The organism is Streptomyces sp. NPDC006879, assembly GCF_042869595.1.
Classification (GTDB): Bacteria; Actinomycetota; Actinomycetes; order Streptomycetales; family Streptomycetaceae; genus Streptomyces.
Genome location: NZ_JBIAGC010000003.1, coordinates 110,558 through 136,328, shown reverse-complemented (window position 1 = coordinate 136,328; position 25,771 = coordinate 110,558). Strand labels below are relative to the sequence as shown.

Sequence of the window (25,771 nt, the reverse complement as noted above, 5' to 3'; positions counted from 1 at the left end):
CCCGTCGGCCGGTCGATCCCATCGGCCGGCCACCGCCCTGGCGCCCGCGCGCCTCGGCTCTCCGTCAGTTCGCGCGGGCGTCTTCCGCGTCGGGGGCATGGGTGCCCTTGAGTCGTTCGAGGTCACTCGGGCGGACCTGGATGGCCACCAGCGCGATGACGGCGGCGACCAGGGTGAAGGCTGCGGCCGTGATGAAGGCCGAGCTGACGCCCGAGGCGAGCACCTGATCGCCCCAGGGGTCGGGGAGTTGGCCGGTGCGCTCGAACAGCGCGCGTTGCAGCGGCGTGGCCTGTGCCAGGAACTGCGGTACCTGGACCTCGGCTTCGTGGCGACTGGCGGTGCCGAAGACCGTCACCAGGATCGACAGGCCCAGCGAGCCGCCCACTTGTTGGGTTGCGTTCAGCAGCCCGGAAGCGGCGCCGGACTCGGCCGTGCGGACGTTGGAAAGGGCCATCAGGGTCAGCGAGACGAACTGCATCCCCATACCGAGGCTGAACACCAGCATCGGCCCCAGGATGCTGCCCAGATAGGTCGAGTCGACATCGGTCAAGGTCAGCCAGGAGAGGCCTGCGGCTGCGAGCAACGCACCGGTGACCATGAAGGGTTTGGGCCCGTAGCGAGGGAGCAGCTGGGAGGTGAAACCGGCGCCGACCGCGATCACCGCGCTCACCGGGAGGAAGGCCAGCCCGGCCTCCAGGGGGCTGAAGTCGAGCACGTTCTGGACGAACAGGGTGAGGAAGAAGAACATGCCGAACATCGCGGCGGCGAGGAAGAGCATGATGCCGTAGGTACCTGCGCGGTTGCGGTCGGCGAACATGTGCAGCGGGGTGATGGGCTGGCGCGATCGGCGTTCGACGAAGATGAAGACGGACAGCAGGACCACGGCGGCGAGGAAGGCGCAGATGGTCAGTGGGTCCCGCCAGCCGTCCTGGGAGGCCCGGATGAAGCCGTACACCAGTGACACCATGCCGAGGGTGGAGGTGAACGCACCGGCGAGGTCGAAGTGACCGGGGTGCCGTTCCGACTCACGGATCACTCGTGGGGTGGCGAAGGCGATCAGCAGGGCGATGGGGACGTTGACGAAGAACACCCAACGCCAGTTGAGCCATTCGACGAGCACTCCACCCGCCAACAGGCCGATCGCGCCGCCACCGGCTGAGACGGCGGCGAACACGCCGAAGGCCCGGTTGCGCTCAGGACCCTCACGGAAGTTGGTGGTGATCAGCGCGAGGGCGGTGGGCGAGGCGATGGCTCCGCCCACACCCTGAAGGGCGCGGGCGGCGAGGAGTTGCCAGGAACTCTGGGCGAGGCCACCGAGGAGGGAGGCTAGGCCGAAGAGCAGGACGCCGAAAATGAACACCCGGCGCCGGCCGAGGATGTCACCGAAGCGCCCGCCGAGCAACAGCAGTCCGCCGAAGGTCAACGTGTAGGCGCTGACCACCCACGACAGGCTCGTGGTCGAGAAGTCGAGCGAGGACTGGATGTGGGGCAACGCGATGTTCACGATGGTGATGTCGAGAACGATCATCAACTGGCACGAGGCGATGACGAACAGCGCCAGTGCGTGCCTCTCTTGGACCTTGCCGTCGGTCCCGGTGGTCGGCAGCGCGTTTTGATCCACCCTTGTGACGCTAATCCCCGAGTGCACTATCCACCACTTGGACCAACAAAGGTGGAATATAAACACCCCGTAGGGTTCCATGTCCGCGCACAGGGGACGAGTGTGTAATTTCACATGTCACATTTCTTGATCCTGTGTGACGCTGCTCGTGAGGATGACCCCCATGGATCCCTTCCTCGAACTCTCGGCCCGGACCGGGCGATTCACCTTCGGCGCACCCCGGTCCATCACCTTCGGCGCGCACGGCAAGCTGGTGTACTTCCTCCGCTCCACCGGCCCCACCGATCCGGTCGAGGGCCTGTGGGTGCTCGACGCCGAATCGGGTGCCGAACGGCTGCTGGCGGACCCGCGCCAACTGGCGCCGAGCTCGGGTGAAATCCCAGAGCCCGAGCGGCGGCTTCGAGAACGACTACGCCTGTGGGCCCCGGGCATCGGCACCTTCGCGCTCACGGGCGACGGCACCGGCGCGGTCTTCGCCCTCCACGGAAGGCTCTTTCGCGTGAGCGCAAAGGACACCGCGCCCCCCGTGGAGCTCCCCGTCGAGGGGCCCGCCTTCGACCCCCGGCCGAACACCGACGGCTCCCGCACCGCCTACGTCAGCGAGGACGCCCTCCATGTGACCCCCGGCGGGCGGATCACGCCGCCGGACAGGGCACGCTGGGGGATGGCCGAGTTCGCAGCCGCCGAGGAACTAGGGCGGACCCGGGGGCACTGGTGGTCACCGGACGGCGTCGCCCTCCTCGCCGCCCGGGTGGACGAATCGGCCCTGCCGCGGCGCTGGTTCGCCGACCCAGCACACCCTGAACGTGCGCCCGAGTCGTTCGCGTACCCGCAGGCCGGCGGCCCCAACGCGGACGTGCAGCTATGGGTGTTCCCCGCGCAGGGGCAGCCGGTGCGCCTGAACTGGGACAGCACCGCGTTCCCCTATGTCTCCGACGCGGACTGGGCATCCGCGGAAGAGGTCCTGCTGACGGTGCAGGACAGGCTCCAACACACGGTGCTGCACCTGAGCGCCGACCCGGCGAGCGGGCGGACCAGGGAAATCTCTCGGACGGTCCACCCCCAGTGGGTCGACCCCCTCCCCGGCACCCCCTGCCGCCTACCCGACGGGCGGGCGCTCACCGCCATGGACACCGCGGGCGGCGCCGCCCGCACGCTGGCCGTGGACGGAGTCCCCGTGACCGGTGAGGGGGTGCAGGTGCGGCGCTTCGTGGGCGTACACGAGGGCGCACTCCTCGTCGAGGTCGGGCAGGGTGACCCGGCCGGACAACAGGTACTGCTCCTCGATCCCGACGGCCACCACCACCGGCCCGTGGCCGACGGTCCCGGCGTCCACAGCGCGAAGGCGTCCGCCGGCTCGCTGTTGCTGACTTCCGCGGGTCCGGACGGGGTGATCCGGAGCATACGGACGTCCGACGGGAAGGAGCTCACACTGCGGGACCTGGCCCAGCCGCTGCCCATGCGGGTCGTTCCGCGGTTGGCTCGGGTCACCGATCGTGCCCTGCCGACCGCCCTGGTGATGCCGCGCCACCACGTACCCGGAAACCGACTGCCGGTGCTGCTCGACGTCTACGGCGGCCCGGGCTACCAAGCGATCTCGTGGGAGCCGCGCCGCTGGCAGCTGCGCCAGTGGTGGGCCGATCACGGCTTCGCGGTGGTCACCGTCGACAACCGCGGTACGCCGCACGTCTCCCCCGCCTTCACCCACGCCATGTTCCGGGGCTTCTCCGCGGTCACGCTGGAGGACCAGGTCGACGCGCTACGTTCACTGGGCGAGGCCCATCCCGACCTGGACTTGGGCAGGGTCGGGGTGCGCGGTTGGTCCTACGGGGGCTATCTGGCGGCGCTGGCGGTGCTGCGGCGCCCCGACGTCTTCCATGCCGCGGTGGCCGGCGCGGCACCGACTGACTTCCGCCACTACGACACGGCCTACACCGAGCGCTACCTCGGTCTCCCCCAGGACGAACCGGAGGTCTACGAGCGCGACTGCCTCCTTGGGGACGCGGCCTCCTTGGAGCGCCCGCTGATGCTGGTCCACGGCCTGGCGGACGACAACGTGCACCCCTCCCACTCCTTGTTGCTCTCCCAGGCGCTCGTTTCGGCAGGGCGACCGCACCACATGCTGACGCTGCCCGGAGTCAGCCATATGACACCGGAAGGCACCATGGAGCGCATTGCCGCACTCGAACTCGCCTTCCTGCGCGACGCCTTGAAGCGATAGCCGAGGGGGCCTGACTCGGCCCATGCAGGAGGGGCCCACCGCCAGTTGGCGGTGGGCCCCTCCTGTCCCCCGTTCCCCGGCTGGTCAGTCGCCGGGGAAGTGACAGGCCACCTCGGCCGTCCGCCCGGCGACGGCCGCACGCAGCAGCGGCCGTTCGGTGCGGCAGATCTCCTGGGCCTTGGGGCACCGCGGGTGGAAGGTGCAGCCGGGCGGTGGCGCGGCCGGACTGGGCGGATCGCCGAGCAGGGTGATTCGCTCCCGGCGACGTTCAGCCGCGGGATCGGGCAGGGGAACTGCCGACAACAGAGCTCGGGTGTAGGGGTGTTGCGGGTTGCCGTACAAGTCCTTCTTGTCGCCGATCTCTACGATCCGGCCCAGGTACATGACCGCGACGCGGTCGCTGACCCGCTTGACCACGGAGAGGTCGTGGGCGATGAAGACGTAGGCGAGGCCGAGTTCTCGGCGCAGTTTCTCCATCAGGTTGACGATCTGCGCCTGGACGGAGACGTCGAGCGCGGACACGGGCTCGTCGGCCACGATCAGACGCGGGCTGGTGGCCAACGAACGGGCGATGCCGATGCGTTGCGCCTGACCACCGGAGAACTCGTGTGGATAGCGGTCGATGTGCTCGGGGATCAGCCCGACCAGGTCCATCAGCTCGACTGCTCGGCGCCGGGCGTCGGTGGCCGTCCAGCCCTGTACGAGCATGGGGTCGGCGATGATCCGGGCCACGGTCTGTCGGGGGTTGAGCGAGGAGTGGGGGTCCTGGAACACCATCTGTAGGTGCCTACGCAGTGGACGCAGGGCGCGGGGGCCCAGCCTGCCGATATCGGTTCCGTCGAAGGTGATGCTGCCGGAAGTGGGCTCCAGCAGCCGCACCAGCATCCGGCCGGTCGTGGATTTGCCGCAGCCCGATTCGCCGACCAGCCCGAGGGTCTCTCCGGCGGCGAGGTCGAAGCTTACGGAGTCCACGGCCCGGATGGCGGCGCCGCGGCGTCCGATGGCACCGCGTTTGCCGGGAAAGGTCATCGACAGTTCGCGGACGGACAGCAGCGGAGCCTTGGCGGTGGTGGCCGGCGGGGCCGCGGCATCGGGGGCGGTGGCCGGTCCGTTCATCGAGCGACTCCCGGGGTGGTGGTACCGGCGTAGTGACACGCGGTCATATGTGATGTGTCACCGTGGAGTGTGAACACAGGCCGCTCCTCGGTACAGCGCGCCCGTTCTGGCGCGGTGGTGGCTGCTGCCCGCGCGCAGCGCGGTGCAAAAGCACACCCCGGAGCCGAGACCAGCAGAGAAGGAGGAGACCCGGGGATGGCCCGCAGCGGCTCCTCGTCCGCATCGTCCAACCGCGGAAGGGAGTCCAACAGGCCCTGGGTGTAGGGGTGGGCGGCCCGGGCGAACAAGGCGTCAACCGGGGCCTGCTCCGCAGCCCGACCGCCGTACATCACCAGCACGTCATGTGCCACCCTGGCGACGACGCCCAGGTCGTGCGTGATCATGATGACCCCGAGTCCTCGCTCCTGTTGAAGCCGTGCGATGAGCTCCAGAATCTGCGCCTGTACCGTCACGTCCAGCGCTGTGGTCGGCTCGTCAGCGATCAACAGTTCGGGCTCACAGGCCAGGGCCATCGCGATCATGGCCCGCTGCCGCATGCCGCCGGAGAACTGGTGCGGGTACTCGCCGGCCCGGCGCGCCGGTTCCGGGATACCCACCTCCCCCAGCATGTCGACGGCTCGTTTGCGGGCGGCGGCGCGCCCGGAGCGGAAGTGCACCCGGAAGTGTTCGGCGATCTGCTCCCCGACCGTGTAGTACGGGTGCAGGCTGGAGAGCGGGTCCTGGAAGATCATCGCCATTCGGCGGCCCCGCAGCTTCGACAACTCCCTCTCGGGCAGACCGCGTAGCTGCTGGCCGTCCAAGGTGATCGAGCCGCTGACATCCGCGCCCCGGTGCAGCCCCATCACCGCCAACGAGGTCACCGACTTGCCGGATCCGGACTCCCCCACGATGCCAAGGGTGCGACCGGCTTCGACGGTGAAGTCCAGGGAGTCCACCGCGGTGATCGAACCGCGCGGGGTGGTGAACGTCACGCGTAGATCGCGTACTTCGAGCAGCGGCTGCATCAGTACCTCACCCTCGGATCCACGACGGCGTACAGGAGATCGACGGCGAGGTTGGCGACGACGATGAAGAAGGCCGCCAGCAGCGTCACGCCGAGGACCACCGGCTGGTCGGAATTGACGAGCGCCCCGTAGAAGAGCCGCCCCACACCGGGGAGGCCGAAGATGGACTCGGTGATGACCGCGCCGGCGAGCAGCCCACCCAGATCCATCCCGAAGATGGTGAGGATGGGAGTCATACCCGAACGCAGGCCGTGCTTGACGACCACGGTCCGCTCGGGCATGCCCTTGGCCCGGGCGGTGCGGATGTACGGTTCCGCCATCGCTTCGATCATCGACCCCCGGCTCTGACGTGCGTACATCGCCGCATACAGCAGGGCGAGCGCCGTCCACGGCAGCAGCAGGTTGGAGGCCCAGGCCAGGGGGTTATCGGTGAAGGCCTGGTAGGTGGGGTAGGGAAGGAGCCCGGCGATGCGGATCACCCCGTAGATCAGCATGACTGAGGTGAAGTAGACCGGCAGGGAGGCGGCGGCGACCGCGCCGACCATGAGGGCCCGGTCGGTGATCGTGTCCTTCTTGAGCGCGGCGGTAACTCCGGCGCCAAGGCCCAGGAGCAGCCACAGAGCTGCGGCGCCGACGGCCAGGGAAGCGGAGACAGGCATGCGGTCCATCAACAGGTCCCAGACCGGCAGCGAGTTCTCGTAGCTGTAGCCGAGGCAGGGGAAGTCGCATCGGACGGCGAACTCGCCGCTGCCCAGGCTGCGTCCGGTGAAGATGCCGGTGAGGAAGTCCGCGAACTGTCGCCACAACGGGAGGTCGAGACCGAGGTACTCCCTTACGGCGGCCAGGCGTTCGGGGCTGCACGTCTTGCCGCAGGCGGCTGCCGCCGGGTCGGTCGGCAACACGTAGAAGATCAGGAAGGTGACCGCGGCGATGGCGAGCAGCACCCCGCTCAGGGCAGCCAGGCGACGCAGGAGGTAGAGGATCACGTGCGGCCTCCTCGGGGGTCGAGGATGTCGCGCAGTGCGTCTCCCAGCAGAGTGAAGGCGAGCACCGCGAGGAAGAGGAAGGTGCTCGGGATGATGAAGTACATCGGGTCCGTCTCATAGAAGGCGACGCTCTCGGCGATCATCTGGCCCCAGGAGGGGGTGGGTGGCCGAACGCCGACGCCCAGGTAGCTGAGGGCTGCCTCGGTACTGATCATTCCGGGAATGAGCAGGGTGGTGTACGCGATGACCGGGCCGGAGACACCGGGCAGTACGTCCCGGGTGAGGATGCGCCAGGAGGTGGAGCCGCCGACGCGGGCGGCGTCCACGTACTCGCGGTGTTTGAGTGAGAGCGTCTGCCCGCGGACCACCCGGGCGACTCCGGGCCAGCCGAACACGCCGATGACGGCGGTCATCAGCACGATGCGGTTGACGTCCTTGGCCACCGACATCATCGCGATCATGAAGATGAGGGAGGGGAAGGACATCGTCAGGTCCATCAGCCGGCTGAGGACGGTGTCCACACGGCCTCCGAAGTATCCGGCGGCGATGCCAGCCGCGGTGCCGGTGAGCACGACGATGGCCGTGGCGGTGAAGGCGATCAGGAGGGAGACCTGTGCGCCGTGTACGACGCGGGCGAACAGGTCTCGCCCGGTGGCCGGTTCGACACCGAGCCAGTGCTCGGAGCTGATCCCGCCCAGGTTGCCGATCGGCAGGCCGCCGAGGTACGGGTCGACGGCGCTCTTGTCGAACTCGTCCGGTGTCCAACCGCCGAGCGCCGAGAGCCAGGGCGCGGTGACGGCCATCAGGACGAAGAGGGCGACGACGACGAAGCTGATGCGGACGGCGGGGCGGCGGCGCAGCTCCCTCCGGGCAAGCTGCCAGGGGCTGCTGCCCGGAGGGGTACGCACTGCCTTCGCGTCGGTGGGAGCCGTTGCGGTGGCGGTCATGGGGTAGCTGTCCTCCGCGCCCGTCAGCCCTGGCTCTTCGCGGGGTCCTTCAGGCCGACCGTCGCGTAGTCGATGGTGCCGGACCAGACGGGGTGACCGAAGGCACCGGCGACGTTGGTCCCGACGAGCAGCGGCTTGCGCTCCAACAGCAGGGGCACGGAAGGCGACTTGGCAAGGATCTGCGCATCGAGGTCGATCCAGGCGGCGTTGGCCTGTGCGGCGTCGGACATGGCGTTGATCTCGTCCATGCGCTTGACGGTCGCGTCATCCTTGAACTGGGCGTAGTTGCCCTGGTTTCCCTTGACCTTGATGGTGCGTCCGTCGAAGACGAAGGGGAGGAAGGTCGACCCGGAGGGGTAGTCCGGGCACCAGCCCGCAACCACCATGTCCGGTGCCGTGGTGGTGTCACCGATCACGTCGTAGTACGCGCCGGGGTCGACGGTGTCGATGGTCACCTGGACACCCGCCCGGGACAGTGCCTGCTGGATGGCCTCCGCTTTGGTCTTGTCCCCGGTGGAGACGGTCAACGAGACCCTCATGTCACCGTCCTTGCCCGCGGCCTTGAGCATCTGCTTGGCCTTCTCGGGGTCTCCAGCCGGGGCGATCTTCAGGGTGTCGCTCTGGGCGCCACTCGTCAGGGAACCCGGCAGATACGCGGTGGCGATTTCGTTCAGGGCAGGCCCGCCGGCTGCCGTGAGCAGCGACTCCTTGTCCACGGCGTACTGGATGGCCCGGCGGACTTCCACGTTGTCAAAGGGTGCGCGGGAGGTGTTGAGGTGGAGCATCTCGGTGCAACCCTGGGACTCCGCGAGCAGTCGCTGCTTGACGTCCGCCTTGGGCAGGACCTTCGGGGCACTCTCCGGACGCATATCGGAGTATGCGATGGCGGAGGCGTCGGCACCGGAGGAGGCTATGAGGCGGTCGTCGATCTGTCCGCCCTTGAGGCCCATGACGACGACGAACTTGTCCGGATACGCCTTACGGACCTCGTCGGTGGCCGCGTCCCAGTGCTCATTGCGGACCAGAACCAGTTTCTTGTCGCGGTCATAGGACTCGATCTTGTAGGGGCCCGAGGAGAACGGGCGGGCGTCGTACTGCACGCCCTTCTCCTTCGCTGACGGCACCGGGGCGAACGTCGGCAGTGTGGCGGTCGAGGCGAACTCGGCGACCGGACGGTTCAGTTCGAAGACGATCGTGCGGTCATCGGGGGTCTTGACCGAGTCGAGGTGCTTGCCCTTGAGGGGCCCTTCGTAGCCCTCGGTACCGGCGAGGTAGCGGGCGGCGTAGTCGGGGCCCCCGGTCAGATCAGGGGTGAAGGAGCGTTCGACGTTGTACTTGACGTCCTGCGCCTTGATTGGTGAGCCGTCCTCGTACTTCAGACCTTCCTTGAGGGTGAAGGTCCAGGTGCGTCCGCCGTTGGTGGACTTGCCCAGGTCGGTGGCGAGGTCGGGGACGAGTTCGCTACCCGCCTTGCCGGGCTCGGACTTGAAGGTGACCAGCGTGCGATACAGGAGCCGGGTGCCGAAGTCCATGGCCGGCATCACCCAGTTGCGGGCCGGGTCGAGATGGGAGAAGTCCTGGTTGGACAGGACCGTCAGGGTCCCGCCCTTGACCGGAGTGCCACCGATGACCTGCCCGTTGGTTTCGGCCGCCGGGTTCTTCGCCCCCTGGTCGGTGGCACGACCTTGGGACTTGTCCGTCCCGTCGGCGGAACAGGCACTCGCCCCAATCCCTAGGGTGACCACCAGGGCGGTGGCTAGGGCGAGTTGGGCGCGCTGGTTCATGGGTCACTCCAAGGTCAGAAGCCGCACTTTAAGGTGTGACCGGTAACATAGTAATGTGAAATTGCACTGACAAGAGATCTACGCGCTCGTTACTCAGCCGTGTCCAAAACCAGCTCCACGGGTCCGACAACTCGTTCGGGGCCCGGATGCGTCCGCATCCGGGCCCCGAACGAGCTCGCGCACCCTGGCCGGGTCAGCCCCTGCCACCCAAGCGGCGCTCGACACGGGGTTCAACCGGCACGTCACGGGCTTGCGCCCACAAGGAACGGACATGCCCCAGGTGCTGCGCCATCAACTCCTCAGCCGCAAAGGCATCACCGCTCAGCATCACGTCGAGCAACTCGTGGTGCTCCTCCGCCGACGCCACCAGCATCCCCGCTTCGTCCAGCCCGGTGAGCCCGTACAGCCGGGAACGCTTGCGCAGGTCACTGACGGTCTCGACCAGCCGCTGGTTTCCCGACAGGCCCAGCAGCGCCAAATGGAAACGCCGATCCGCCTCCAGGTAGCCGATGAGATCGTGCTGGCGAGCACTGACCACGATCTCCTCAGCGACCGGACGCAGCGCCTCCAACTCGTCCGCGGTCGCCGTCTGCGTGATCCTGCCGATCGTCGGAACCTCGATCATGGTCCGCAGCTCGGTGTACTGATCGAGATCACGCTCACTGACCTCGGTGATCCGAAATCCCTTGTTGCGCACCGGCTCCACCATGCCCTCTCGGGCCAGGTCCAGCATGGCCTCGCGCACCGGAGTGGCGGACACTCCGAGCTCGGACGCCAGACCCGGGGCCGAGTAGACCTGGCCGGGGCGCAGCTCACCCGCTATCAGGGCGGCTCGCAGAGCATGGGCCACCTGGTCGCGAAGTCGCTCCTGGGCCGAGATGAGACTGCGCTGCTTCAAGTCACCCATCGCACTTCCTCCGTGGTTTCGCAGAGGAACAGCGTACAATGTCACGTTTCGCTGCCCGCCCTGGTGGCAAGGTACAAGGCCTCCGCCACGGCAAGATCTTCCCAGCCCATGCCGACGCTCTTGAAGAGCTGTGGATAACCCGGCCGCGCAGCCCTCCTCCCGGCGACCAGATCGGCGAGTGTCCCGTACACGTGTCCTGGCCCGATCACCCCTTCCGCCTCTGGGACCAGCAAGTCGCCGGCCTCGCGCAACGCTGCCGCCCGGGCCTCGACGAACACCGCTGACCTGCGCACCAGCGCCGAATCGACTTCCCGCGCGGCCGGTTCGTGGGACCCGACCGCAACGACGACGGCACCCGCGGAAACCAACGCCCCGTCAAACAGGGGTTCGCGCGCCGTGGTGCAGCAGATGATCACATCGGCCTCGGCCGCGTCCCCTGGCCCTCCGACCCGGGCCTCCAGCCCCTGCCCGGCCGCGCGGGCGACCAACTGCCCGGTCCGCGCCGGATCCCGCCCCACCACCACGACTTCAGCCAGGGCCGGCACGGCGGCCAGCGCGGCGTCGAGATGACCGTGCGCCTGCGGTCCGGCACCGAAGAGCAGGAGGCGGCGCGCCTCGGGCGGCGCCAGGTGGCGCAGCGCCAGCGCGGATACGGCGGGAGTCCTCAGCGCGGTCAGCGCCGCCCCGTCGATCAGGGCCACCGGGTGCAGGGTGGGACCGTCCAGGAGCAGGTAGCTACCGGTGATGCGGGGAAGACCACGCGCGGTGTTCCCGGGCGCCACTCCGGCGACCTTGACCCCGCTGTAGCGGGCTCCCGCTGCGGGCATCAGGAGCAGTTCCCCTGAGGGAACCGGGACCGCGCTGCGGTGGGGGCAGGACTCCGGGTCGACCCCGGACCGCAGCGCCACGGCCAGAGCGTCCGCCGCGCCAGACGGGGTCAACAGACCCTCGACCTCCGCAGCACCCAGCACAACGTATCCCGTGCCGGCTCGGGCCTCACACGCGGGAGCGTTCACAGCTGGAAGCCCGTCGCCAGCTCGTCATCCGGGTCGAGGACGAAATGATGTTCGCCCGTGTGGTGGACCGGGCCGGTGACTTCGGTGACCAGCCCGGGCCCACGGCCCGGAACGTCGGGCAGAACCCGTCCGGTGAAGACGGTCCCAACGACCGACTCGTGGCGCAGGGTGTCCCCGGGGCCGAGCAGCCCGTCGCAGGCGAGCAGGGCGAGTCGGGCAGAGGTGCCGGACCCGCAGGGGGAACGGTCAATCTGACCGTCAGCGAACACGGTGATGTTGCGCTGACTGAGCCCTGTCAGGGTGTCGGGCAGTTCCTCGTAGAGGACGACACCGTAGACCCCGGAGAGCAAGGGGCTCTGGTGATGCCAGGTGGCCGGATGGCCTGCGAGGGCGCCACGGATCTCCCCGGCCACCCGAACGAGGTCGGTCAGCCGCTCGCCAGCGACGCGTAGGCCCAACTCCCGTGCGGACACCGCCACGTAGCAGGCGCCCGCGTGGGCGATGTCTACCTCGGCGATGCCCAACGAGGTCGCGACCGGCACCTTACGGGCGGCGACCTGAGCGGGGACGTTGCGGAACGTGACAGAGACGGTCCGGCCGGCGGCACGGTGGACGGTGGCGGTGACACGCCCGGAGGGAACGTCGATGCGCACCTGGGCCTCGCCGTCCTCGGGCGCAGCGACCCTGCCGGTCTCAACGGCCCAGGCGCCGAGCGCCATCGTGCCGTGCCCGCAGGCCGTGGAGTACCCGTCCTTGTGCCAGAACAGCACCCCGAAGTGTGCGCCGTCATCGTCCGGTGGCACCAGGAAGCCCCCGTACATTCCCGCATGGCCACGGGGCTCGCGAACCAGCAACTGCCTGATGTCGTCGAGGCGTCCGGGGCGCGGTGCGGTGGCGGAGCCGCCTGTCCCGATGGCGGTCGCGCAGCGCTCGGCGACGGTGTCGCCGGGGATGGCCGGCAGCCCCTGGGTGACGATACGAAAGGGCTCGCCCGCGGTGTGGTAGTCAGTGCTCCGCACGCTGATGCCGCTACGGGTGCGGGCCACTGTGGCGGTCGGTTGCTCAGTGGAAGTAGGGGGCATCGGGGCCTTTCTTCCTGGGTACCCCGGTGTCGGGGCCGGGGAGGGGGTCAAAGTAGGAACCCTCCGGGGAACGGATCGGTCGGGTCGAGGAAGTACTGTGCGGTGCCGGTGATCCAGGCCCGCCCCGTGACTGTGGGGATCACTGCGGGCAGGCCGCCGACCGTAGTCCGCTCGACGAGCCTGCCCCTGAACTCCGTGCCGATGAAGGACTCGTTGAAGAAGTCCTGCCCGAGGGGAAGCTGGCCACGGGCGTGGAGTTGCGCCATCCGGGCGGAGGTGCCCGTGCCGCAGGGGGAGCGGTCGAACCAGCCGGGATGAATGGCCATGGCGTGCCGGGAGCGGGACGCGTCGGAGTCGGGGGCGGCGAGGTAGACGTGTTTGACGCCGGCGATCTCCGGGGCTTCCGGGTGCACCGGGCGGTCCCCAGAGGCGTTGACGGCCGCCATGACGGCCAGTCCCGCGGTGAGGAGCTCGTCCTTGCGGGACCTTTCGAAGGGAAGCCCCAGGGAGTCGAGTTCTACGAACACATAGAAGTTCCCACCGAACGCAATGTCATAGGTGACCGTGCCGTATCCGGGTACATCCACCTTGCGGTCCAATCCGACACAGAACGCCGGCACATTGGTGAGGGTGACCCCGAGGGCCACCCCGTCCTCGACTGCCACGTCCACGCTCACCAGCCCGGCCGGGGTGTCCAACCGGACGGTGGTCACAGGCTCGGTGACCGGCACCATCCCCGTCTCGACCAGGACGGTGGCCACACCGATGGTGCCGTGGCCGCACATCGGCAGCAGCCCGGAGACCTCGATGTAGAGGACCCCGTAGTCGGCGTCCGGCCGGGTCGGCGGCTGCAGGATGGCTCCGCTCATCGCCGCATGGCCCCTGGGCTCGTACATCAACAGCGTGCGCAACTGATCCAGGTGCTCGATGAAGTGCAGCCGGCGTTCCGCCATGGTGGCGCCGGGAATCACGCCCACGCCCCCTGTGATGACCCGCGTCGGCATGCCTTCGGTATGCGAGTCCACCGCTTGGTAGACGTGGCGGGTGCGCATGGGTCCCCCTCGTGTGTTTTGGTCCGGGCGGTGTGCGAACAGCTGCGGCTGGTACGGAGCGAACTCCCTACGGCGCTCGGATTATGCGCCCCGGGACCAGCCCTCGGCATCACATGGCATACCGCAAGATGATGGAAGGTTGCGACGCGGGCGTCGTAACCAACTCGCCCGCCGGCCGGAAGCCAGGTCCGAGCGGCGGTCGGGCGAGGGCCGAGCACACCCCGCAGGCCCGCGGCGGACGCCTGCATCGGACCCCGGGCAGTGACGGGAGGGCATCCCCAAACCCGCGTCTTCTGATTTGCCTTCTGTGGTTGCGACTCCGGCACCGCGACAGGAACCGGCTGCCGGTCGAGGAGCGATGCGCGCCGGTGAGGCCCGGTCTAAGCCTTCGTAACCGGCGCTCCCGGCTCGCCCGGGGTGCGTCCGGCATCCGTGCCCGGCCCGGCGACGGGCCGAGCGTTGCCTGCCGGCGCGCTAGTTGAGCCCTTCGGCCAGCGCCTTCTCGGTCGCGGCCCGGACCGCGGACTCCACGTCCCCGGTCAGCGGCAGACGGGGCGGCCGGGTGGGCCCGCCCGGGCGGCCTGCGAGGTCCATGGACAACTTGATGGCCTGGACGAACTCGGTCTTGGAGTCCCAGCGCAGCAATGCGTGCAGCGAACGGTAGAGAGCCCGGGCCTGGGTCAAGTCGCCCGTGACGGCGGCCCGGTAGAGCTCCGCGCAGGAACGCGGTAGAGCATTGGGGTAGCCTGCGATCCAGCCGACGACCCCGGCCAGCGCCAGTTCCACCAGTACGTCGTCCGCGCCAATCAACAGGTCGAGTCCTGGAGCAAGTTCAGCAATCTCGTAGGCCCGGCGGACATCTCCGCTGAACTCCTTGACCGCCACGATGGTGCCGTCCGCGTGCAGGCGGGCGAGCAGGTCGGGGGTGAGATCGACCTTGGTGTCGAAGGGGTTGTTGTAAGCGACCACCGGGACACCCGCCTTGGCGACATCGGCGTAGTGGGCACGGACGGACCTGTGGTCGGCCCGGAAGGCGTTGGGAGGCAGCAGCAAGACCGACCCCGCACCGGCCTCGGCAGCTTGGTCGGCCCAGCGACGGGCTTCGTCGCTTCCGTAGGCGGACACGCCAGGCATCACCCGGTCGCCATGGCCGGCTGCTTCGACCGCGACGCGGACAACTTGGGCCCGTTCTTCGTCGGTGAGCGTCTGGTACTCCCCCAGGGAGCCGTTGGGGACTACGCCGTCGCAGCCGTTCTCGATCAGCCACGCCACATGTTCGGCGTAGGCGTCATAGTCGATGGACAGATCGGGCCGCATCGGCAAGGTGGTGGCGACCATGATGCCGTGCCAGGGACGCGCACGCTCCGGGGTGGACGCGAGGTTCATAGGATACTCCCTAGTGTGGTGTGTGACATTTTACTAGTGTTTACATGCACGCCACAAGAGCGTGATGGATTCGGTTCTCCTGTCGACCAAGCGCCGATCAAGGAGAGCACCGCCCCCGAGGATCGCTCCTCGCTCAGCCGTCGGCGGGTAGTTCCGCGAGGCGCTTGAGGGGTACGGGGCAAGACAGCGGCCTTCGGTCCGCAGCGGGGGCGCAGCCGGCCAGAGCGGTTACGGCGGGGCCACACATTCGCCCCTGGCAATACCCCATGCCGGCACGGGTGAGCAGCTTGACGCTGCGCGCGTCCCGGGCGCCGAGTTCAGCTACGGCCTCACGGATCCGGCCGGCCCCGACCTCTTCGCACCGGCACACGTCCGTGACGTCGTCGAGCCATTGGGTCCATCCCGAACCCGGTCGGTGTGCCACCGCCATCGCGGCAGCGAAGGAACGCAGTCGGGTGCGACGGCGCAGCAGAGTGACCGTGCGCGGCGGCTGTGGGGCGCCCGAGAGGGCGCCCGCGATGGAGAAGGCCGCCAGTTCACCTTCCGTCAGGGCAAGTTGAGCACCCCCGACTCCTCCGGTCTCACCTGCTGACCAGATGCCCGGCACGCTCGTGCGCTGCTGGGCGTCCAGTTGTAGAACGTGCGCTCCGTCAGGGCCCGGCCGAGTGACGCAACCAAGGGTGGTGGCCAGCTCCAACTGCGGAAGCAGTCCATGGCCCACCGCGAGGGCGTCGCACGCCAACCGCCGGGAGGTACCGGGCAGTGGCCTCCAACTGGCGTCCAGTCGCGTGACGGTGACCGCCTCCACGCGGTCGTGGCCGTGGACGGCGGTGACCGCGTGCCGCGTCAGTAGCGGTACCGCGTGGCGTAGTAGGCCCACACCGTACAGCGCACCCTCGGCGATCTTGGTGGGGTTACGCAGCAGAGTGGACAGTTCCCGGACGTACCCCGTGTACGACGATGCCTCGACGACGGCCGGCACCCTGGCCCCCGCGGCGGCCAGGGAACCTGCCACGGCCAGCAGGAGCGGACCACTGCCGGCGACGACGATCCTGCGGCCGGGCAGGACAAGCCCGGCCTTGAGCATGGCCTGGGCGCCACCGGCACCTACGACACCGGGCAACGTCCAGCCGGCAAAAGGAAGTTGCCTCTCATAGGCACCGGTCGCCAGGAGGACCGCCTGGGAGCGGAGCGTTACCGCCCGCTCCTCCGGGCCGGCCAGGGCGTGCAGCCGCCATCCCGCCCCGGCGACGGGAGCGGCGCCGGGGCGGGGCTGCCCCGCGGGCCAACGGCCGGGGTCAGGTCCGGACGGTGGGGCAGGGTATGCGGGGGCGCGGGTGGGGACGGACCGGCACGGGTCGATCAGGTGCGGTGTGACAGGTGGCAGCGCGGTGTCGCCTTGCGGCACCACCGTCCACACATGATGGCCCGGCAGGTATCTGATCCTCCCCGAGGCCTGGTGGGCCCGCAGCCGCCGCACCCGGTCGGTGAACTCCTCCCAGTCGTGGTGCAGCGCCTGCGGACGCGCCGCTCCCAGCCCCGGTGCGGGGTGGCGGTAGAACTGCCCACCCGGGCGTTCGCCCGCGTCCAGCAGCGTCACCCGTAGCCCCAGGTCGGCGGCGGCCACTGCGGCGGCAAGGCCCGCCGGTCCTGCGCCGACCACAGCCAGTTGGGTCATCGATGACATGTCATCGGGCATGGCCGGTGCCCTCCTGGGTCGTGATGCGGTCCCCGGGCCGCGCCGGCACCAGGCAGGCGCGTTGGTTCGGCGCCCCGTTCACGGTCACCAAACAGTCGAAACAACTGCCGATCCCGCAGAACGCCCCGCGCGGCGCCCCGGCCGAGCGAGTACGGCGCCACGCCAGGATCCCCGCGCTCCACAAGACGGCGGCGACGCTCTGGCCCGACACCGCGCGCAAGGGACGGCCGTCGAACTCGACGGTGTACTCGGCCTGCGGCGCGCCACCGACCAGGGCCCGTGCGGTGCCTTCGTGCCCCCGCGCCTTCCGGGGCCAGGCCCAGTTCCGGGCAACCCCGCCGGAGTCGTTCATCGCTCGTCCTCCTTCTTCAGTGGCTCGCCATCCCACTCACCGCGTCTCGGAACCTCGAAGCGTTCGGGGCGGAAAGGCTTCAGGTCCAGCGAGGCAGGAGCGCCGGTCAGACCCTCTGCGATCAGGAGACCGGTGGCCGGGGCGAGCCCGATTCCGGCTCCTTCGTGGCCACATGCATGGTGCAGCCCGGGCACCCGCGGATCGGGGCCGATCGCCGGCAGATGATCCGGCAGGTAGGGCCGGAAGCCGTGGTAGGTACGCATGACGCGTACTTCACCGAGCACCGGGAAGAGGGCTGCGGCTTGCCGGGCCAGTCGACGGAGGGCTGGCATGGACAGGGACCGGTCGAATCCGACCCGTTCCCTGGTGGCCCCGATGAGCACCGGACCGGCCGGGGTGCCTTCCACCACAGCCGAGGACTGCAGGGCCGCCGAGCCGCTGGCGACATCGGCGATGTAGTCGGCGGCGTACACCTTGTGACGCACCAGCGGCGGGAGGGGTTCGGTCACCAGGACGAAACCGCGGCGCGGGAGTACGGGCAGTTGGACTCCGGCGAGTCCCGCAACGGCAGCACCCCAGGTACCAGCGGCGTTGACGACAGCCGGGGCGACCAGTTCACGGCGGGGGGTACGGACTGCGCGGACCGCACCGTCGGGTCGGGTGAGGATCTCGGTCACCTCCTCGCCCAGGTAGGTACGGGCGCCGAGGGCGCCCGCCGCACGCAGGAGTTGGGCCGCAGCCTGGGCGGGCTGGACCTGGGCGTCCTGCGGGTAGTGGAAACCTCCGCGCAATCCCCGGGCAAGGTGCGGCTCGAAGCTCCTTAGTGCGTCCTCAGGTACTTCGTCGGCTTGGACGCCGGCCTCCACCTGCGCTGCCGCGAAGCAGCGCAGCGCCTCCAACGCCCGGTCGTCGGGTGCTACGACCAGGCCGCCCTTGGCCTCGTACTCGGCTTCCGGCGGGAGGCGTTCGGACAGGTCGCGCCAGAGTCGGGTGGACAGGAGCGCGAGGTCGAGTTCGGGGCCGGCCTCCTTGTCGGAGACGAGGAGGTTCCCTTCGCCGGCGCCGGTGGTACCGCCGGCGACCGGGCCGCGGTCGACCACTGCGACAGCGAGGCCGGAACGGCTCGCGTAGTAGGCGACCGCCGCTCCGACGACTCCAGCGCCGATCACGACGGCGTCCAGCGGGTGTCTGTTGGGCACGACAGTAATATGTCACATATCTCTTGTAGGGCCAAGGGGCACCGCGGGGCCGGCTGCTCACCAAGGGGCGCAGCCGGCCGCACGGCCCACGGTCAGCTACGCAGGGGACCTTCACACCGGTAGGTGGAGGTGCCCGCCTTGCCGTTGGTCCAGATGTCGACCGGCCCGAAGGAACAGTTCATGTCGGCCAGGTTGTTCGACGCCGCGCCGGCTCGATCGAGGATGAAGTAGTCCACGGTCTCGGACATGTCCTTGAACACCTGGTCGGGGTTGCGGAAGTTGGACAGGTTCGCGGAGATACGGCCGGTACACGTGAAGCGCCGCTTTCCGGTGTCCCCGTTCTCCACACAGTCCGGGTTGCTCCAGGTCGCCGCGGAGAAGCTGGACCTGACCGCCTCCACCGTGGAGTCCCGAAGCGAACCGTTCGGGGTGAAGCTCGTGTTGGGCACGTAGAGCTGGTCGACCTTGGCGATCTGTGCGTCCAAGTAGCGGTCGTAGTCTCGCTGAAGGTACGTGTCACCGCCGAGCCGACCCCGCCAGGAATCGAAGCCCCGGACGTCGTTGGCCCTCAGATGGGTGTACATCTCCCGCAACAGCGAGGGCTTCTCGGCCCACAGGAACTGGAAGAACATTCCGGAGTAGCTGTAGAAGCGGAATCCGTCGCCGTCGTAGGTGGCGTTGAGCAACTGCTCGACGCTCATGCGCGGACCACCCCCCGCCGTGTCACTGATGATGCTCTTGACCAGGGACTTGCGGGCGGCTATGCCGTCGTCACGGGTGGCGCCGTCGAAGAACTCCGCGGTGCCCTCGTCCATCGAGGTGGTCCGGTCACCCTCGTACCAGGGCCCTTCACCGAAGTAACCAGGCACCGCAAAACGGCCGTTGAGGTAGTGCACGTACTCGTGACGGAAGAGTTCCTCAAGGGTGAGAGAGGAGTCCTGCGGGACCCGCCGCTGATACGTGTAGAAGGTCGCGCCGCGTTCGATGTAGATGCCGCCGTTGTTGGTCCCGTAGCCGGTCAGGATCGGGTGGTACTTCTCGTAGTCCGAACGGGAGGCGTACAAGACAATGTTCAACGTGGTGTTGGTGTCGTCGGCCAGCGGCTGGTCGCTACCGATGACCCGGTGGTACTGGGCCTTGACCTGCTTGCTCGCGTAGTACAACTGGTCGACGGTGGCCCGGTCGAGGGCGGTGCGGACCTTGATGCCGCCGTTGTCGTAGGTGTAGGTGTACGGGAAGAGCTTGCGCTCGATGTCCTCCTTGCAGACCCCGTACTGCTCGCAGGCGCCGAAGTAGTTCAGCCAGGAGACCAACTTGGCCCACTGCTCGCTCCCCTGGCCGAAGGTGTCTTCGGCCGGCTTGAGCAGTGCGCCCAGATCGGCGGCGACGGCAGGACGCAGTGAGTCGATCTCACCGAACCGGCCGTACTCACTCAGGGCGTCCCGGGCCACCCACTCGTTGCCCGTACCGATCAGGTGGCCGGCGGTGGCGAAGGTCTTGAACTGGGCACGGTAGGCGGGGTCGGCGACGGCAGCCGCACGGAAGGCCGTGTCGTTGTTGCCGGGGTAGAGCCCGAGATAGTTCACCGAAAGCGCGGCAAGCGCGGCACCCGCCCAAGCGGCGTCACCGTGAGTAGCCGGGTGGTTCGCGTCCATGGTGGCCATCACCTTGGTGATGAGCGGCAGCTGTTGGGCCCTCAGGCCGGGAGCACTGCCCGCGTAGAGCGCTTCACGCAGGGTGCGGGCGTTGGTGGCAGTGACGTCGAAGCTGCGGGCAGCGGAGCCGAAGTCGGCTATCGCGGCGGCCATGGCAGCGACAGTGGGCGCATCGGTGACGTCGATCTCGCCACGGCTGTAGTCGTGGTAGGCCACCGCGTGGAGATAGGTGAACATCTCCTCCAGATTGCTGCCGTTGCGCCCGTCATGCGCGGCGGCGAGGCTGGATATGCGCTGGGAGACGGCCTGCACGTGCGCGTCCGACATGACCGGAGCCAGCCGGTAGTCCCAGGTCCAGATCAGGCCGCGCAGGCAGACGTTGGCGGTAACGGCCGGGTCGCCGAGGAAGTCCGCGAACTGACTGGGCGTCAAACCCGTGATGCCGTCCAGAGTGCAGGGAACTCCGACCGCGGTGCGTGGGGCGTCGTTCGCGGCCGTCGCCGATTTGGCGGACCTCAGGTCCTTGGACGTGCGCCGACCGTCCGCCGCCACTGCGACTTCGGACGGCTGCACGCCGGGGGTACGGGTGAGGGCCTTGCCGCCGGGGGCGGGCGCGGGCTGCGCGGTGACCTTCTTGGCCTTGGCGAAACGCTCGACCTCATCGAAGGGATTGTCGCCCCGGGGGGCCGCGGAGGCGGCCGATTGGCCGACCGATGCCGCCGTTGCGGGCGGCGTCGCTTCGGAGGACTGGGCGACGCTCTGGCCCGCCGAGGCGAGGAGGGTGACCGCGATGGCGGCAGCTAGGAGGGGCTTGCGCACGGTGTTCGTCTGGGACACCTGGGGACTCCTGAATGTGGGGTGAGGGCGCAGAGGGCTGAGTGGACCCACCTGCCACATGCGGGGTTTGACGGCTATTCCGCCCCGCGATGTGAGCTGTAACATAGTAATGTGAAATTGCACTGACAACCCCTAGGCACCTGCCGTTTTCCGGAGCGTCATGTTCCGCTGACCCGAACCCACCTGTCCCACCCATAACGCCTCGGAGGAACTACCTATGACTGTCCATCAGGCAAGCCAGGGAGGCACCCGCCGCCTCGCGATAGGCAGCCACGACCTACCGGTGTCACATGAGTTGTCCGCATTCATGGCCAACGGCTGGGCTTCCTCCCCCTTGCCCACCGATGCCCGCGTCCCGGCCCACAGCGCGACACCGGCCCGTCGCGCAAGGCTCTCGGCCCGCTTCCCCGGGGAACGCCTACTCGTACCGGCCGGCGAGCTCAAGGTCCGCTCGAACGACTGCGACTACCGATTTCGCCCCCACAGCGCCTACGCCTGGCTCACCGGGCTCACCGGCGAGGACCAACCGGGCCACGTACTGGTACTGGAGCCCTCGGGGCCACACGGCCACGAGGCAGTGCTCTACCTGCGCCCGCGCTGCTCACGCACCGGTGGCAGCGAGGAGTTCTACCGCGACCGCAGGTACGGGGAGTTCTGGGTCGGCCGCCGCCCCGACCTCGAAGAGGCCGAACGGCTGACCGGCATCCGCTGCGCCCACCTGGACGAACTCGGCACCGCGCCCGGCCGTGACGCGTCCAAGGACGGCGAACTCGCGGCGGCCCTCTCCGAACTCCGCCTGGTCAAGGACGCCTGGGAAGTGGCTCAGCTCCAGTTGGCCGTCGACCACACCACGGCGGGTTTCAACGACGTCGTCCGCGGCCTTCCGCGCGCCCTCGCGCACCCGCGCGGAGAACGCTGGATCGAGGGGGTGTTCGGACTCAGAGCCCGCGCCGAGGGCAACGGCACCGGCTACGACACCATCGCCGCCTCTGGTGCACACGCCTGTGTTCTGCACTGGATCCACAACGACGGCCGCCTCGACCCCTCCGAACTGCTGCTCCTGGACGCGGGGGTGGAGACAGACACGCTCTATACGGCTGACATCACCCGCACCATGCCCCTGTCGGGACGCTTCTCCCCCGTCCAACGACAGGTCTACGAACTGGTGCTCGCCGCACAGGAGGCGGGAATCGCGGCCCTTCGACCCGGCGCCAGTTTCCGTGACTTCCACCGTGCCGGAATGCGGGTCATCTCCGAGGGTCTCGCGGAGTGGGGCGTGCTGAAGAACTCCGAAGGCGATCTCCACCGTCGCTACACCCTGTGCAGCAGCGGCCACATGCTGGGCCTGGACGTACACGACTGCGCCAAGGCGCGCGCCGAGACCTATCTGGACGGAGTGCTGGAAGCGGGTCAGGTCCTCACCGTGGAACCCGGTCTCTACCTCCAGCCCGACGACGAGACTCTGCCAGCCGAACTGCGCGGCATCGGGGTGCGGATCGAGGACGACCTGGTGATCACCGAAAACGGGGCCCACCTGATGTCCGGGGCCCTGCCGCGCTCCGTCGCGGGCATCGAGGACTGGATGGGAGCGTTGCTGGAAGGAGGATCCTGAACCTCATTCGAGCACCGCGATGCCGTCAAGCTCCACCATCGCCTGCTCGTCCCACAGGCGCGTCGTGCCGATCACGGCCATCGCGGGGTACTCGCGTCCCGCCAGCCGGTGCCAGATCCGGCCGAGCTCCGGCGCGTGGGCACGGTATGACGCTACGTCCGTGGCGTACACGGTCACCCGTGCAAGGTCACCCGGTGCGCCGCCGGCGGCACGCAGTGCCGTGAGAAGGTTCCCCAGAGCGGTCTCGAACTGCTCGGGCAAGGTGGCTCCGATCACCTTGCCATCGGGGTCCAGGGCGGTCTGTCCGGCCAACAGCACCAGCCGGCCGCCGGTGACGGAGACGGCGTGGCTGAAGCCGGTGGGTGGCGAGAGTTCGGACGGGTTGATCCGCTCCAGGCTCATGCGTATAGCTCCTTGGCGATGATGGTGCGCTGGACTTCGGTGGCACCCTCGTAGATTCGCGGTGCCCTGACCTCCCGATACAGGTGTTCCAGGAGGTGGCCGCGCTGGAGTGCGCGCGCGCCGTGCAGTTGCACCGCCCGGTCCACCACGTACTGGGCGGTCTCGGTGGCCATCAGCTTGGCCATGGCCGCGGCCTTCACCTGGCCGCGGCCACCAGAGCGCTCCCGCTCCCCCTGGCCGCCCGACGCCGCTTTCGCCTCGTGGGCGTCGTACGCGCTGGCCGCCGCGTAGACCAACAGGCGGCTGGCTTCGATCCGGGTCGCCATCTCGGCCACCTGGTGGGAAACCGATTGCTGCGCACTGAGCGGTCCGCCGAACGCGGTGCGCCTCTTGGTGTGGGCGATGGTCGCATCGAGCGCGGCCTGTGCCATGCCCAGGGCGAACGCGCCCACGCTCGGCCGGAATCGGTTGAGGGTGTCCATGGCGACGGCGAAGCCGTGGTCAAGCTCACCCAGAACGTCTTCGGCACCCACCGGTACGGAGTCGAAGAGGAGCGAGCCGATCGGGTGCGGCGAGAGCATGTCGAGGGGCTCCCCGCTGAGCCCGGCCCGGTCAGCGGGCACGAGGAACGCGGTCACCCCGCGAGCGCCGGCGCCCTGGGTGGTGCGGGCGAAGACCGTGTAGAAGTCGGCCTGTGGAGCGTTGGAGATCCAGCACTTCTGACCGCAGAGCCGCCAGCCCGTTCGTGTGGGTTCGGCGCGCAGTGCGAGGGCAGCCGCGTCCGATCCGGCACCGGGCTCGCTGAGAGCGAATGCCGCCACGGCGCTCCCCGCGATGACTTCGGGCAGCCATCGCCCGCGCAGTGCCGGACTCCCGTAGCGGTGAACCGGGTACGCCCCCAGGCCCTGGAGGGCCAGGGCTGTCTCCGCCTCCGTGCACGCATAGGCCAGGGATTCGCGCAGCAGACACAGCTCCAGCGCGCCCGCGGTGAAAAGCGGTTGCAGCAGCTCCAATTCACCGAGGGCGGCGAGCAGGCCCCGGTTGACACGGCCTGCCTCACCCTTCTCGGCCAACGGACTCAGCCGTTCGGCGGCAAGGGCGCGCAACTGGTCACACCACTGGCGCTGCTGCGCCTCTAGCGTGAATCCCGGCATCAGTCGCTCCTTTTCTATCGCGTCCAGTTGACTGTCGTCACGGCCACGATACGCTCGTTGGGCTACCGCACAGCAGGACCCATGCACGTTCCGGACTCTGCTCGCTTGGGGTGAGCCCGCCTTGGAGCTGAAGCCATCCGCCCATGTCGACACGTTCTGCCGTGACCATCTGCCGCCAGCCGAACAGTGGCCGGAGCTGCTCTTCGAGTTGCCCGAGCTCGCCTACCCGGAACGGCTGAACTGCGGGACGGAACTACTGGACACCACGATCGAGCGCTTCGGTGCGGATCGGCCGGTGTTCCGCACCGGAGCGGGGGAGGTCTGGTCGTACGGCGAGTTGCGCGCCCGGGTGGACCGGTTGGCCCACGTACTCACCTTCGATCTGGGACTCGTCCCCGGCAACCGCGTCTTGTTGCGGGGCCCGACGGGCCCGTGGCTCGTGGCCTGCTGGCTGGCTGTGATGAAGGCCGGCGGGGTGGCCGTGACCGTGCTGGCGCAGCAGCGGTCCAGGGAACTGGCCACCATCTGCGAGATCGCGAAGGTAAGCCATGCGCTGTGCCATTGCGATGTGGTGGATGACCTGGCAAAGGCCGAGGTGCCGAACCTCCGCATCACCACCTACGGCTCGGACTCCTCAGAGGACCTGTTGCAGCGTGCCACCAGACGCCCGCTCGACTTCGACGGCTACCGGGCCGTGGACACGGCCGCCGACGATGTCGCACTGATTGCCTTCACCTCCGGCACCACGGGCCACCCGAAAGGGTGCATGCACTTCCATCGTGACGTCCTGGCGATCGCGGACACCTTCGCCCGGCACGTGCTGCGACCCGAACCAAGGGACGTCTTCGCCGGTTCACCGCCCCTCGGCTTCACCTTCGGCCTCGGCGGCCTGGTGGTCTTCCCGATGCGCGTCGGCGCCTCAGCGCTACTGCTGGAACAGGCCGGGCCGCGACAGCTCCTGCCTGCACTCGCGGCGCACCGAGTGTCCGTGCTGTTCACTGCCCCCACGGCGTACCGCACGATGCTGGACGACCTAGGCCGCCACGACCTGAGCTCCCTACGCCGCTGCGTCTCGGCCGGCGAGAACCTTCCCGCCGCCACCTGGCGGGACTGGTACGAGCGCACGGGCCTACGCATCATCAACGGAATCGGTGCCACCGAACTGCTGCACATCTTCATCTCAGCAGCGGATGACGCCATCCGCCCCGGCACCACAGGGCGCCCGGTGCCCGGCTGGCAGGCCAAGGTGGTGGACCCCGCCGGCCGGCCGGTGGCCGACGGGGAACCGGGGCTCCTTGCCGTACGCGGCCCCGTGGGCTGCCGCTACCTGGCCGACCGGCGTCAGCAGGAGTACGTGCGGGAGGGGTGGAACGTCACCGGCGACACCTACGTGAGGGACTCCGAGGGCTACTTCCGGTACTTGGCCCGCGCCGACGACATGATCGTCTCTGCTGGGTACAACATTGCCGGCCCCGAGGTCGAAGAAGCCCTGCTACGCCACCCCGACGTGGTAGAGGCCGCGGTGGTCGGGCGAGCCGACGAGAGGCGCGGTCAGATCGTCGTGGCGTACACCGTGCTGCGGGATTCCTCCTGCCTGGACGAGGCGGCCCTGGTGCGCTTCATGAAGTCACAGCTGTCGCCGCACAAGTGTCCGCGGTCATTCGTCTTCCTGCCGGCGCTGCCCCGCACGGCCACCGGGAAACTACAACGGTTCCGGCTCCGCGATCTAGAGTGATCAC

At 68.8% G+C, this 25,771-nt stretch carries 20 protein-coding genes; 3 read left to right on the top strand and 17 right to left on the bottom strand.

Annotation, left to right across the window (positions count from 1 at the left end; all coding sequences use genetic code 11):
* Positions 1-64: 64 nt before the first annotated feature.
* Positions 65-1,561 carry an MFS transporter gene (locus ACFYMC_RS03805; RefSeq protein ID WP_388518627.1) on the bottom strand — a complete coding sequence of 499 codons (1,497 nt, stop codon included), beginning with the start codon at positions 1,559-1,561 and terminating at the stop codon, positions 65-67.
* A 223-nt stretch (positions 1,562-1,784) separates the two neighbouring features.
* On the opposite strand from ACFYMC_RS03805, the gene ACFYMC_RS03800 reads away from it, so the two are divergent.
* Complete coding sequence (locus ACFYMC_RS03800) at positions 1,785-3,842, top strand: prolyl oligopeptidase family serine peptidase (RefSeq protein ID WP_388518308.1); 2,058 nt, start codon at positions 1,785-1,787, stop codon at positions 3,840-3,842.
* Positions 3,843-3,926: 84 nt separating this feature from the next.
* Here the strand turns inward: ACFYMC_RS03800 and ACFYMC_RS03795 are convergent, their stop codons facing one another.
* From ACFYMC_RS03795 to ACFYMC_RS03730, 14 genes are all read right to left on the bottom strand, one after another.
* Entirely contained in the window at positions 3,927-4,958 is a 1,032-nt protein-coding gene (locus ACFYMC_RS03795) for an ABC transporter ATP-binding protein (protein ID WP_388518305.1), read from the bottom strand.
* Positions 4,955-5,962: an ABC transporter ATP-binding protein gene (locus tag ACFYMC_RS03790; RefSeq protein ID WP_388518302.1), complete on the bottom strand. Its 1,008-nt coding sequence runs from the start codon at positions 5,960-5,962 to the stop codon at positions 4,955-4,957. The genes ACFYMC_RS03795 and ACFYMC_RS03790 overlap by 4 nt, the downstream gene beginning before the upstream one ends.
* Positions 5,962-6,948 (bottom strand): ABC transporter permease, encoded by a 987-nt coding sequence (locus tag ACFYMC_RS03785; protein ID WP_388518299.1) that lies wholly within the window; start codon positions 6,946-6,948, stop codon positions 5,962-5,964. Before ACFYMC_RS03785 ends, ACFYMC_RS03790 begins: the two co-directional genes overlap by 1 nt.
* A complete protein-coding gene (locus tag ACFYMC_RS03780) occupies positions 6,945-7,895 on the bottom strand; it encodes an ABC transporter permease (RefSeq protein ID WP_388518297.1) in 951 nt (316 codons plus the stop codon). Before ACFYMC_RS03780 ends, ACFYMC_RS03785 begins: the two co-directional genes overlap by 4 nt.
* Positions 7,896-7,918: 23 nt before the next feature.
* Positions 7,919-9,679 (bottom strand): ABC transporter substrate-binding protein, encoded by a 1,761-nt coding sequence (locus ACFYMC_RS03775; RefSeq protein WP_388518294.1) that lies wholly within the window; start codon positions 9,677-9,679, stop codon positions 7,919-7,921.
* Between the two features lie 193 nt (positions 9,680-9,872).
* Positions 9,873-10,586, bottom strand: coding sequence for a GntR family transcriptional regulator (locus ACFYMC_RS03770; protein ID WP_388518291.1), 714 nt, complete (start codon positions 10,584-10,586; stop codon positions 9,873-9,875).
* A 41-nt stretch (positions 10,587-10,627) separates the two neighbouring features.
* On the bottom strand, positions 10,628-11,557 hold the full coding sequence (locus tag ACFYMC_RS03765; protein ID WP_388518288.1) for an ornithine cyclodeaminase family protein: 930 nt from the start codon (positions 11,555-11,557) through the stop codon (positions 10,628-10,630).
* A 41-nt stretch (positions 11,558-11,598) separates the two neighbouring features.
* A complete protein-coding gene (locus ACFYMC_RS03760; protein ID WP_388518285.1) occupies positions 11,599-12,684 on the bottom strand; it encodes a proline racemase family protein in 1,086 nt (361 codons plus the stop codon).
* Positions 12,685-12,731: 47 nt separating this feature from the next.
* Entirely contained in the window at positions 12,732-13,736 is a 1,005-nt protein-coding gene (locus ACFYMC_RS03755; RefSeq protein ID WP_388518282.1) for a proline racemase family protein, read from the bottom strand.
* 474 nt (positions 13,737-14,210) lie between these two features.
* On the bottom strand, positions 14,211-15,122 hold the full coding sequence (locus ACFYMC_RS03750; protein ID WP_388518279.1) for a dihydrodipicolinate synthase family protein: 912 nt from the start codon (positions 15,120-15,122) through the stop codon (positions 14,211-14,213).
* 133 nt (positions 15,123-15,255) lie between these two features.
* Positions 15,256-16,821, bottom strand: a complete 1,566-nt coding sequence (locus ACFYMC_RS03745) for an NAD(P)/FAD-dependent oxidoreductase (protein ID WP_388518276.1) — start codon at positions 16,819-16,821, stop codon at positions 15,256-15,258.
* Positions 16,811-17,173 (bottom strand): (2Fe-2S)-binding protein, encoded by a 363-nt coding sequence (locus tag ACFYMC_RS03740; protein ID WP_388518273.1) that lies wholly within the window; start codon positions 17,171-17,173, stop codon positions 16,811-16,813. The genes ACFYMC_RS03745 and ACFYMC_RS03740 overlap by 11 nt, the downstream gene beginning before the upstream one ends.
* Complete coding sequence (locus ACFYMC_RS03735; RefSeq protein ID WP_388518270.1) at positions 17,170-18,372, bottom strand: NAD(P)/FAD-dependent oxidoreductase; 1,203 nt, start codon at positions 18,370-18,372, stop codon at positions 17,170-17,172. The genes ACFYMC_RS03740 and ACFYMC_RS03735 overlap by 4 nt, the downstream gene beginning before the upstream one ends.
* Before the next feature lie 92 nt (positions 18,373-18,464).
* A complete protein-coding gene (locus tag ACFYMC_RS03730; protein ID WP_388518267.1) occupies positions 18,465-20,864 on the bottom strand; it encodes a collagenase in 2,400 nt (799 codons plus the stop codon).
* A gap of 217 nt (positions 20,865-21,081) precedes the next feature.
* Here ACFYMC_RS03730 and ACFYMC_RS03725 point away from each other — a divergent pair, with 217 nt between their 5' ends.
* Positions 21,082-22,476, top strand: coding sequence for an aminopeptidase P family protein (locus ACFYMC_RS03725; RefSeq protein ID WP_388518265.1), 1,395 nt, complete (start codon positions 21,082-21,084; stop codon positions 22,474-22,476).
* Between the two features lie 3 nt (positions 22,477-22,479).
* Here the strand turns inward: ACFYMC_RS03725 and ACFYMC_RS03720 are convergent, their stop codons facing one another.
* Together ACFYMC_RS03720 and ACFYMC_RS03715 are read right to left on the bottom strand one after the other, a co-directional pair.
* Complete coding sequence (locus tag ACFYMC_RS03720; RefSeq protein WP_388518262.1) at positions 22,480-22,878, bottom strand: RidA family protein; 399 nt, start codon at positions 22,876-22,878, stop codon at positions 22,480-22,482.
* A complete protein-coding gene (locus tag ACFYMC_RS03715) occupies positions 22,875-24,032 on the bottom strand; it encodes an acyl-CoA dehydrogenase family protein (protein ID WP_388518259.1) in 1,158 nt (385 codons plus the stop codon). The genes ACFYMC_RS03720 and ACFYMC_RS03715 overlap by 4 nt, the downstream gene beginning before the upstream one ends.
* A gap of 121 nt (positions 24,033-24,153) precedes the next feature.
* Between ACFYMC_RS03715 and ACFYMC_RS03710 the strand changes: the two genes are divergently transcribed.
* Complete coding sequence (locus ACFYMC_RS03710) at positions 24,154-25,767, top strand: AMP-binding protein (protein WP_388518256.1); 1,614 nt, start codon at positions 24,154-24,156, stop codon at positions 25,765-25,767.
* The last annotated feature ends 4 nt before the right edge of the window (positions 25,768-25,771 follow it).

Bases quoted from the DNA above. Each gene is read 5' to 3' on its own strand.
- ACFYMC_RS03760 (WP_388518285.1), bottom strand. From the start codon at position 12,684: ATGCCCCCTACTTCCACTGAGCAACCGACCGCCACAGTGGCCCGCACC.
- ACFYMC_RS03770 (WP_388518291.1), bottom strand. From the start codon at position 10,586: ATGGGTGACTTGAAGCAGCGCAGTCTCATCTCGGCCCAGGAGCGACTT.
- ACFYMC_RS03715 (WP_388518259.1), bottom strand. From the start codon at position 24,032: ATGCCGGGATTCACGCTAGAGGCGCAGCAGCGCCAGTGGTGTGACCAG.
- ACFYMC_RS03745 (WP_388518276.1), bottom strand. From the start codon at position 16,821: ATGCCCGATGACATGTCATCGATGACCCAACTGGCTGTGGTCGGCGCA.
- ACFYMC_RS03775 (WP_388518294.1), bottom strand. From the start codon at position 9,679: ATGAACCAGCGCGCCCAACTCGCCCTAGCCACCGCCCTGGTGGTCACC.
- ACFYMC_RS03795 (WP_388518305.1), bottom strand. From the start codon at position 4,958: ATGAACGGACCGGCCACCGCCCCCGATGCCGCGGCCCCGCCGGCCACC.
- ACFYMC_RS03740 (WP_388518273.1), bottom strand. From the start codon at position 17,173: ATGAACGACTCCGGCGGGGTTGCCCGGAACTGGGCCTGGCCCCGGAAG.
- ACFYMC_RS03790 (WP_388518302.1), bottom strand. From the start codon at position 5,962: ATGCAGCCGCTGCTCGAAGTACGCGATCTACGCGTGACGTTCACCACC.
- ACFYMC_RS03780 (WP_388518297.1), bottom strand. From the start codon at position 7,895: ATGACCGCCACCGCAACGGCTCCCACCGACGCGAAGGCAGTGCGTACC.
- ACFYMC_RS03755 (WP_388518282.1), bottom strand. From the start codon at position 13,736: ATGCGCACCCGCCACGTCTACCAAGCGGTGGACTCGCATACCGAAGGC.
- ACFYMC_RS03800 (WP_388518308.1), top strand. From the start codon at position 1,785: ATGGATCCCTTCCTCGAACTCTCGGCCCGGACCGGGCGATTCACCTTC.
- ACFYMC_RS03720 (WP_388518262.1), bottom strand. From the start codon at position 22,878: ATGAGCCTGGAGCGGATCAACCCGTCCGAACTCTCGCCACCCACCGGC.
- ACFYMC_RS03750 (WP_388518279.1), bottom strand. From the start codon at position 15,122: ATGAACCTCGCGTCCACCCCGGAGCGTGCGCGTCCCTGGCACGGCATC.
- ACFYMC_RS03725 (WP_388518265.1), top strand. From the start codon at position 21,082: ATGACTGTCCATCAGGCAAGCCAGGGAGGCACCCGCCGCCTCGCGATA.